Origin of the sequence: Streptomyces sp. NPDC002265 (assembly GCF_040296125.1) — a bacterium.
Classification (GTDB): Bacteria; Actinomycetota; Actinomycetes; order Streptomycetales; family Streptomycetaceae; genus Streptomyces.
Window position 1 is genome coordinate 1 of the sequence record NZ_JBEOWS010000375.1, and the last position, 8,964, is coordinate 8,964.

Consider the following 8,964-nt stretch of genomic DNA (forward strand, 5'->3'; position numbering starts at 1 on the left):
CGAGACCTCACGGTCTCGCCACCCCGCTTCGTCGCATCCGGAACCGAGCGCAACTGGCCCTTACCTGCCGCATATCCACCGTTTGCCAGCGGTAAGAAGCATCTTGGTGGCAATCTGCTCAACAGCAGATACGCAAAGTGGCAAGTAGAGGTATGCAGCCGGAGGTGCACGTCCCGTGGTGTCCAACGTCAATCCCACTGTCAGGCGACGCCGGTTGGGTCAGGAGCTGCGGCGGCTGCGGGAGCTCAAGGGCATGACGGCCGAGGAGGTCGCCGAGCGACTGCTGGTGTCGCAGTCGAAGATCAGCCGGCTGGAGAACGGCCGGCGCAGCATCAGCCAGCGCGACGTCCGCGACCTGTGCGGGGTCTACGAGGTGGAGGACCACCGGATCGTGGACTCGCTGATGCAGATGGCCAAGGACTCGCGCCAGCAGGGCTGGTGGCACTCGTTCGGGGACATCCCGTACAGCGTCTACATCGGTCTGGAGACGGACGCGGCGAGCCTGCGCGTGTACGACCCGCAGGTGGTCCCGGGGCTGCTCCAGACCCGGCAGTACGCCGAGTCGCTCATCGCGGGCGCGCTGCCCGAGACCGCCGCGGCGGACATCGAGAAGCGGGTGCAGGTGAGACTGCGCCGACAGGAACGGATCTCCACCCCCGACAACCCGCTGCGGCTGTGGACGGTCCTGGACGAGGCGGCGCTGAAGCGCGTGGTCGGCAACAAGTCCGTGATGCGCGACCAGCTGGAGCATCTCGTCGAGCAGTCCCAGCACCCGCACGTCACCGTGCAGGTGATCCCCTTCGACATGGGCGCGCACCCGGGTCTGAACGGCCAGTACGCGATCCTGGAGTTCCCCGACGCGGCGGACTCCAGCGTGGTCTACATCGAGGGCGTCACCAGCGACCTGTACCTGGAGAAGGCGAACGACGTCCAGAAGTACAGCGTGATGTACGAGCACCTGCGGGCGCAGGCCCTGAACGTCGAACAGTCGCGCCAGTTCATCGCGGACATTGCGAAGGAGTACGCACGCTGAGGAGAAAGTGGCGCACGGTACACCTTCCACCGTCCGGGATGGAAGGCCCCAATGGAATATGCCATCCAGTCGAGTGAATAGTCGCTTCGCAAGCCGATGTTGGCGAGTAGCGTCGATCACGCCATCAAGCAACAAGGTTGGCGCAAACCGCGCTGTGGGTCCGGAGTCGGACGCGTCGTGCGGTGACAGCAACTCAACAACTGGCAATCCGGAGCAGAAATGGCAATTCGTCAGGGCGTCACGGACACGTGGACCAAGTCCTCCTACTCCACGGGGAACGGCGCATGCGTCGAGGTCAAGTCACCGGTCGTCGCGGCCATGTCCGTACGTGACTCCAAGGTCCTCGAGGGCCCCGTGCTGGCGTTCCCCGCACAGTCGTGGAACGCCTTCGTCACCGAGGTGGGCAAGGGAGCCTTCGGCCTCGGCTGATGCAGGGACACCACTCAAAACTTCATAAGCACGAACAGAGCCCTCTCGACCAGCTCGCCGTCCTAGCCGAGAGGGCTCGGCTTATTCCCGCCCCCGCCGGTACCGGGGGCCGGGAGTCAGCCGGCGAGCTGGGCCTCGACCGCCGCGACGATCTCGGCGGCCTCCGGCTCGGTCTGCGGCGAGAACCGGGCGGCGACCTTGCCGTCCCGCCCGATCAGGAACTTCTCGAAGTTCCAGCGGATGTCCCCGGTGTGGCCCTCGGCGTCGGCGAAGCCGACCAGGCCCGCGTACAGCGGGTGCCGGGCCTCCCCGTTCACCTCGACCTTCTCGGTCATCGGGAAGGTCACGCCGTACGTCGCCGAGCAGAACTCGGCGATCTCCTCGGCGGAGCCGGGCTCCTGCCCGAGGAACTGGTTGCAGGGCACGCCCAGCACGGTGAAGCCCTGCTCCGCGTAGCGCGCGTGCAGTCGCTCCAGGCCGGTGTACTGCGGGGTGAGTCCGCACTTGGAGGCCACGTTCACCACGAGCACCGCCTGGCCGGCGTACTGCGCGAGGTTCGCCGGACCACCCTGGAGGGCGTCGATGTCGACGTCGTGGAAGGCGACGGGGGATTCGGGGGTTTCGGGTGAGTTGTGAGAGTCAGCAGTCATGACTGTGATGCTAACCAGAGTGGAGCGGGTGTTCGAGGAAGGCCTCCCGGACGCCGCCGCCCGCATCCGGGTCACCCCGTCCGGGCCGCCTCCAGCAGGGCCTCGCCGGCCGCCGTCCGCGAGTACAGCACCGACCGCCCGGCCCGCCGCCGCCTGACCAGCCCGGCGTCCAGCAGCACCCGCAGATGCCGTCCGACCGACCCGAGCCCCTGCCCGGTCACGGCGACCAGCTGGGTGGTGCTCATCGGATCGCCGAGCAGCACCAGCACCCCCGCCCGCCCGGCCCCCAGCAGCGCGCCCAGGCTCGCGGGCACGGGCGGGCGGCCGGAGCCGTCGGCGAGGACGCCCGTGCACGGGTAGACCACCGCGTACCGGGCCGCCTCCCACGCCACCCAGCCGGCCTGCGGGGTGACCGGGACGAACACCAGCTCCGCCCCGGAGACCGCGCGCGGCGGGTAAGCGTGCAGGTTGATCTGGAGCCGGCTCTCGCCCAGCCAGCGGGTCCCGGGCCGCAGCCCGTCCAGCACGGCCGCCCAGCCGCCCTGGCCGACCCGCGCGGTGCGCGCCACGACATCGGCCTCCAGGACCTGTCTGCGCCGCGCCCAGTACGGCCGTACGGACTCCTCCCAGACCTGTTCCAGCAGCTTCGCCGCCCGCTCGGGCAGATCGTCGCGCTCCAGCGCGGCGGGCAGCGGGCCCGCGAGGGAGAGCCGCAGATGCGCGCGGGCGGCGGCGGACGGAACCGCCCGCACCCGGTCGACCCCCTCCTCGAAGGTCTCCCCGTCCCGCGGGGGCGGCGTGAGGAAGTCGGCGATCCAGTGCCGCCCGAGCCCGGCCCGCACCAGCAGCGCGGTGACCGGGTCGGCCGCGAGCAGTTCCCGGTACGCGGGCAGATGCGCCCCCAGCCAGGCCCGCTCACCGGGATGCCGGCCCGTGCCCGCGTGCAGCAGCTTCAGGCTCGCGAAGGTCTCGGCGAGCGGGGAGAGGACGAACCGGCTGCGCGCAAGGGTGTCGGCGTCGACCTGCCACCAGCCCACGGCCCCCGCCCCCCCTGCTCCCGGTGCGCACCCCACCTTTCGCACCCGCGCGAAACAGTACCGGCCTCCCGGAGCCCTGTCCGAGACTCCGGCCATGACCACAGACGGCGGCTATCGGGCCCTCTTCCGTACCCCGGAGTTCACCCCCCTCTTCCTCGCGTCCGCCGCGGGCATCGCGGCGCAGACGGTGGGCGGCCTGGCGCTGGGCACCCTGGTGTACCGGGCGACGGGCTCCCCGCTGCTGTCGGCCGTGAGCATGTTCGGCCCCACCCTCGCCCAGGTGCTCGGCGCCACCTTGCTGCTCTCCGGCGCCGACCGGCTGCCCCCACGCACCACGCTGGCGGGGGTCGCCCTGGCCTTTGCGGTGGCGACGGCGCTGCTGGCCGTGCCCGGCCTGCCGATGTGGGCCGTCCTCGCCGTCCTCCTCACCGAGGGGCTGATCGCCTCGCTCGGCGGCGGGGTCCGCTGGGGACTGCTGAACGAGATCCTTCCCGAGGGCGGCTATCTGCCGGGGCGTTCGGTGTTCAACATGATGGTCGGGATCACCCAGATCGCCGGCTACGGCGCGGGCGGCCTCCTGATCGCCGCACTCTCCCCGCGCCCCGCGCTCCTGCTCGCGGCGGCGCTGTTCGCCGCGTCCGCCGCGGGCCTGCGGCTGGGACTGACCCACCGCCCGCCCCGCGGCACCGGCCGTCCCTCCGTCGCCGCGACCTGGCACACCAATGCCCTGCTGTGGTCCTCCCGCCCCCGCCGTCTGCTCTACCTGGGCCTGTGGCTCCCCAACGGCCTGGTCGTGGGCTGCGAGTCCCTGTTCGTGTCCTACGCCCCGGACGCGGCGGGACCGCTGTTCGCCTGCGCGGCGCTGGGCATGCTGGCGGGCGACGTGACGGCCGGCCGGCTGCTGCCGCCCGCCGTCCGCGCCCGGCTGATCACCCCGCTGCTGCTCCTGCTGGCCACGCCGTACGTGCTCTTCGTGCTGCGCCCGGCCCTGCCCGTGGCGGCGGCGCTCGTGGCCGTGGCCTCGGTGGGCTTCGGCGCGAGCCTGCTCCAGCAGGAGCGGCTGATGGCCCTCGTACCGGACGAACTGAGCGGACACGCACTGGGGTTGCACTCCGCCGGAATGCTCACCCTCCAGGGCCTGAGCGCCACCCTGGCGGGCACGGTCGCCCAACTCGCCTCGCCCGCAACGGCGATGACCGTGATGGCGACGGCCTCGGTCGCGGTGACCGTGACCCTGGCCCTGGCCTCCAGGACAGCCCCGACAGCCCCGACGGATACGGAGCGTCACCTTCGCCGCGAGGGCGCGAAAAGGCCCGGGGCTCGCTGACAATGGTCCGGGTGAACGTCGTCGTGGAGTGGGGGACACGATTCAGTCGGTGCTGGTGAACATCGCGCTCGGGCTGGTGACCAGCCTGCTCGGCGGAGGCTTCGTATGGCTGGGGGAGCGGGCCAAGCGCGCCCGGGAGCTGAACCGGCGGGCCGAGTTCTTCGGCGTCCGTCCCGGTGAGACCTGCCTGGTCGTGCTGGGCGGCAAGCACGACGCGCCCGGCAGCGCGCACTACGCGGATGTACGGGCGGTCGTGGAGTTCTCCCTGCTCGTGGGGGAGCTGGGGTGTGAGGCGGAGCTGGAGCCGGGCGACTTCCGGGGGAGCAACGGCGACCGCACCGAGTTCTGTGTCGGCGGGCCGCTGGGCTCCAACGTCCGTACGGGCGGCCACCTCGCCGCGCATCTGCCCGGGGTGACCGTCCACCCGTACCGGGCCGGGGACCCGGAGTCGGTCGCCATCGAGGTCGGCGGTGAGAAGTTCCCCTACAGCCGCCGCGACCAGGAGTACGCCCTCGTCGCGAAGTTCACGCCGGGGGAGTCCGGCAGACCGGTGTTCCTGGTGTGCGGGCAGTCCGCGACGGGCAACCTGGCCGCGGTCCACTTCCTGCGCCGCGAGTTCGGCCAGGTGGCCAGACGGCTGCCCTCCGCCGGACGCTTCTGCCTCCTGATCAAGGTGTCCGGCATCGGTACGTACGGACATCACCGGGCGGAACTGGAACGGGACGTCTCCGCGGCCGCGTTCGGCTGATTCCGGTCCGTCAGACGACGACGGTGAACAGGCCGACGGAGTCGCCGAGCCGGGTGAGGGAGATCTTGCCGGGGACACCGTTGGCGTCGGCTCCGGTGTAGCCGAGGTGGCGCTGCCACTTGGCGTAGGCGGCGACGGTCGTGGAGCCGAAGGAGCCGTCGCCCGCGAAGGCCCGGCCGAGGTAGCCCAGTTCGACCAGGGCCGCCTCGACGAGGTTCGTGCCCGCCAAATAGGTGACATGGCCCTGCCTGGCACCGGGATCGGTCTTCGCGGCGCGCACCAGGCGGGACAGATCGACGCGCGGTTTGGAGGCCGTTCCTGTGCCGGGCGCGGCCGGGGCGGGCTGCGTCCGGACCGCCGCGAGCTGTTTCCTCACGTCGGCCCGGAAGTCGTCCATGTCGAAGCTCGGGTCGATCTTGCCGGGCTGGACCTCCTTGTGCCCGGCGACGGACCGCTCCGACCAGCCGTGCGCCCGGCACAGGGCCGCGGCCCACAGCACGGCCTGCCGGTACTGCGCGTCCGGGTAGGGGTCGTGGCCGTTGCCGAGGTTCTCGATCTCCAGGCCGTACAGACAGTCGTTGCCGTCGGCGTCGGCCTCGTCGTCGTGCGGGAGCCGGGTCTCGGCGCGCAGCGCGTGCAGGACGTCGAGGTCGACGGCCCCCGCGTGGTTGGCACGGCCGTGGCCGATCATCCACAGCCCCTCGGTCCTGCCGAGCCAGGCATGGCAGAGCGGCCCGGGGAGATCCGCTCTGCCCCTGAAGCAGATCTCCCTGTCGCCGTGCCCGGCGGTGTGGTGGATCAGCACGCCGATCACGGGACCGAACTGCCTGCCGGTGGCCGCGTCACGATTGTGGGTCGCCCAGCCGGCGTGCTCGTGCACGGTGAGGCCCTCGGCCTTCAGCGCGGCGAGGGTCTTCGCGGCGGACAGCGGGATGGCCATGGCTGCGGTCCTTTCGTCGGCCCGGCGCGGTGGGCGAGCACGCCTGACGAGACAGGGGAGGCGGAGCGGCCGCTCCCGTCCCGGCGCGGCCGACCCGGTGGCGGGCGGCCGCCGCCGTATCGGGCGGTCGTCCGTTCAACCAAGAATCCCGGAACCGTCTGCCGCGTGGGGCTAAATCGCCATATTGACCGCGCAAACGGGCGGCGCCGGTACCACCGGCGCCGCCCTCCCGCGTGCGTCTCCGCCGTGCGCCGGAGCGTCCGGTCCGGTCAGGAGAGCTTCGTCTTCGACACCGCGGTGACCGTCACCTGGTTGTCGCACTCGGCGATCTCGCCGTTGTCCAGGGCGACCTGGTGGCTCCCCGCCCCCGGCAGCCCGATCACGAGCGTGGGGTAGACGACGGGGTCCGAGCCGGACGCGCAGTAGCCGTCGCCCTCGCCCTGCACCTGGACGAAGTTCAGCTTCGCCCAGGCGCTGTCGCCCGGGGCCACCAGGACCGCGGTCTCCGTCCCGAAGGGCATCGTCTTCAAGGGGGAGTTGTGCTGCGGGGAGCCGTTGGCCGCGCCCGCCACCGTCGGATGGCCCTTGAGTTCGCAGGACCGGTCGGAGGTGTTGGTGAACTCGACGACCACCGCTCCGGTTCCGGTGCCGGCGGAGCGCTGGGCCGCCTGACGCGCGGTCACCTTCACTTCGTCGGCCGTGCACGCCTTCGCCGGGCGGGAGGGGGCGGATTCGCTCGCCACCGGTGGCAGCGACGGGCCGTTCGCGGCGGAGGCCGAGGAACTCGCCGGAAGCGAGGACGACTTGGTGGCACCGGAGTCGCCGGCCGACTGGCACGCGGTCGCCAGCAGAGCTGTCGAGGCCGCGGCCAGCACCATCATCGTCGTACGGATGCCGTTCCTGTACTGCATGTCGTCCCCCGAAGTCGGAGCGCACCGGGCGCCGGGCGCGCCGACCGTCGCCGGGGGCCGCCCGGCCTGGGGCTATCACCCTGCCGCGACGCCGTCCGGGCGGTCGGAAGACACGCCGGGACGTCCCCCGTCGCGGTGGCGGGGCCCCCGGGACGTACCGGGGGCGGGTACCGCAACCGGCGTAGCGGCGTCGGGCGGGGCGCTCAGCCGGGGGCCTGGCGGCAGGCCTCGACCGCCGTGGCGTGCGTCGTGCCCGCCTCGGTCAGGCCGCTGAGGCAGCCGCTCCGGTCTCCCACCAGGCCGTGGTAGCAGGCCATCCGGACCGCGTCCGTGACCTCGGAGCCCTGATCCTGGACATGGTTCTCGCAGGCCAGGATGTCGGCGTGGGCCGCCGGAGCGGCCAGGGCGGCGCCGCCCAGGGCCAGGGCCAGAGCGGCGAGAATGCCGGGGATACGAGCCGACGGACGCATGGGGATACACCTGCTCTCTCGGTCGGGTCGCGCGTATTTCGACGCTAGAACAGTCTCCGAGGGCGTGCACTCCCGGAGTCCGGAGGCTCGTTCAGGGGGCTTCGGGCCCGGAATCAGGCCCCGCGTGCACAAATGGCCCAGTGCGGTCAGCATGGAGGGCGGATCCAGGACCGAGGTGCGCGGCCGCGGGTGGGCGGAGCAGGCCGCGGGGGACGGGGAGCACTCTGTCGATGTCCCGGACCAATGACGGAAGGCCTGTCATGCTCATGAATACTCGTCGCATGTGCCGGATGACCGTCGCGGTCTGCGCGGTCCCGCTGCTCACGTTCGGCGGCACCGCTGCCGCCGGCGCTGCCACCGTGACATCCGCCTCGCACGCCTCCGTCGTGCAGCAGACCACCCCGGGCGAGATCCTCAACCTCGTCAACGCGGAGCGTGCGAAGGCCGGTTGTGCGGCCCTTCAGGTCAATCCGCTGCTCCAGCAGATCGCCCAGGCCCATGCCGACGACGAGGAGAGGAACAACTTCGACAGCCATACGGGCTCGGACGGCTCCACCGTGCCGATGCGGATGACCTCGGTGGGCTACAACTACCGCGCCTTGGGGGGAACATCTCCGGACCGGGCCACGGGAGCGCGGCGGCCCATGTGCAGGGCTGGCTCGACAGTGCCCCGCACAAGGCGGACATGCTGAGGTGCTCGTACACCGACACCGGCGTCGGCGTGGCCGGCGACCGGGTGGTCCAGGTCTTCGGCACCCCGGCCTGACCGGGCCGACATCCGGCCGACTCCCGGGCCGATGCCCCGGCCGCGGACGGCCGCCCGGCCGCCCGCGGCTCTCGGCTCTCGGCTCTCGGGTTTCGGGCGACGGGATGCCACCTGATAAACCGGGCGATAAACTGATCAAATCGTCAAATCGTCGTACTCCGGCAGGACGGAGACCGAAATGACCGCTCACTCCGCCCGGCCGGGACCGGCCGGAGCCGCCCCCTCCGCCCATCACGGGGCCCCCTCCCCCCATCACGGGCCTGTGTCCGGCACCACCCTCTTCGGGGCGGTGCTGATGCTGTTCGGCGGGGTGATGGCGGCTCTCGAAGGGATCGCCGCCATCGCCCGCAACAGCGTGTTCGTCGTGACGCGGCACTACGCGTTCGAGTTCAGCCTGCGCGGCTGGGGCTGGGTCCACCTCGTTCTGGGCGTCGTACTCGTCGTCGCGGGAGGCGCCCTGTTCCTCGGCGGTGCGCTGTGGGCGCGCTATCTCGGCGTGTTCGTGGCCAGCCTGGGCGCCATCGCCAACTTCCTCTGGGTGCCGTACTACCCCCTGTGGGCGACGATCCTGATCGCCGTCAACATCCTCGTCGTCTGGGCGCTGTGCACCGGTATGCACAAGGAGATCGACCCGGCCCGGACCCCCTGACGGC

At 71.6% G+C, this 8,964-nt stretch carries 11 protein-coding genes; 6 read left to right on the forward strand and 5 right to left on the reverse strand.

The features are described 5' to 3' along the window. Positions 1 to 175 precede the first annotated feature (175 nt). Together ABT085_RS39505 and ABT085_RS39510 are read left to right on the forward strand one after the other, a co-directional pair. Entirely contained in the window at positions 176 to 1,033 is an 858-nt protein-coding gene (locus ABT085_RS39505) for a Scr1 family TA system antitoxin-like transcriptional regulator (protein WP_162470114.1), read from the forward strand. Positions 1,034 to 1,252: 219 nt separating this feature from the next. Beyond that, positions 1,253 to 1,462, forward strand: coding sequence for a DUF397 domain-containing protein (locus ABT085_RS39510; RefSeq protein WP_351619744.1), 210 nt, complete (start codon positions 1,253 to 1,255; stop codon positions 1,460 to 1,462). A gap of 116 nt (positions 1,463 to 1,578) precedes the next feature. Here the strand turns inward: ABT085_RS39510 and ABT085_RS39515 are convergent, their stop codons facing one another. Next, positions 1,579 to 2,112: a glutathione peroxidase gene (locus ABT085_RS39515; protein WP_351619747.1), complete on the reverse strand. Its 534-nt coding sequence runs from the start codon at positions 2,110 to 2,112 to the stop codon at positions 1,579 to 1,581. A gap of 71 nt (positions 2,113 to 2,183) precedes the next feature. Further along, a complete protein-coding gene (locus ABT085_RS39520; RefSeq protein ID WP_351619750.1) occupies positions 2,184 to 3,149 on the reverse strand; it encodes an ArsR family transcriptional regulator in 966 nt (321 codons plus the stop codon). Between the two features lie 94 nt (positions 3,150 to 3,243). Between ABT085_RS39520 and ABT085_RS39525 the strand changes: the two genes are divergently transcribed. Both ABT085_RS39525 and ABT085_RS39530 read left to right on the forward strand, forming a co-directional pair. After that, positions 3,244 to 4,476 carry an MFS transporter gene (locus tag ABT085_RS39525; RefSeq protein WP_351619753.1) on the forward strand — a complete coding sequence of 411 codons (1,233 nt, stop codon included), beginning with the start codon at positions 3,244 to 3,246 and terminating at the stop codon, positions 4,474 to 4,476. 28 nt (positions 4,477 to 4,504) lie between these two features. Beyond that, a complete protein-coding gene (locus ABT085_RS39530) occupies positions 4,505 to 5,224 on the forward strand; it encodes a hypothetical protein (protein ID WP_351619756.1) in 720 nt (239 codons plus the stop codon). A 10-nt stretch (positions 5,225 to 5,234) separates the two neighbouring features. On the opposite strand, the gene ABT085_RS39535 is transcribed toward ABT085_RS39530, so the two are convergent. From ABT085_RS39535 to ABT085_RS39545, 3 genes are all read right to left on the reverse strand, one after another. Beyond that, positions 5,235 to 6,164, reverse strand: a complete 930-nt coding sequence (locus ABT085_RS39535) for an N-acetylmuramoyl-L-alanine amidase (protein WP_351619759.1) — start codon at positions 6,162 to 6,164, stop codon at positions 5,235 to 5,237. A 269-nt stretch (positions 6,165 to 6,433) separates the two neighbouring features. Further along, the gene (locus tag ABT085_RS39540; RefSeq protein WP_351619762.1) at positions 6,434 to 7,075 is read right to left on the reverse strand and encodes a DUF4232 domain-containing protein; all 642 of its coding nucleotides are present in this window, start codon (positions 7,073 to 7,075) and stop codon (positions 6,434 to 6,436) included. Positions 7,076 to 7,278: 203 nt separating this feature from the next. Beyond that, complete coding sequence (locus tag ABT085_RS39545; protein ID WP_351619765.1) at positions 7,279 to 7,545, reverse strand: hypothetical protein; 267 nt, start codon at positions 7,543 to 7,545, stop codon at positions 7,279 to 7,281. Positions 7,546 to 7,826: 281 nt separating this feature from the next. Between ABT085_RS39545 and ABT085_RS39550 the strand changes: the two genes are divergently transcribed. Then, a complete protein-coding gene (locus ABT085_RS39550) occupies positions 7,827 to 8,237 on the forward strand; it encodes a CAP domain-containing protein (protein WP_351619768.1) in 411 nt (136 codons plus the stop codon). 336 nt (positions 8,238 to 8,573) lie between these two features. Further along, positions 8,574 to 8,960 carry a DUF7144 family membrane protein gene (locus ABT085_RS39555; RefSeq protein ID WP_502982928.1) on the forward strand — a complete coding sequence of 129 codons (387 nt, stop codon included), beginning with the start codon at positions 8,574 to 8,576 and terminating at the stop codon, positions 8,958 to 8,960. The last annotated feature ends 4 nt before the right edge of the window (positions 8,961 to 8,964 follow it).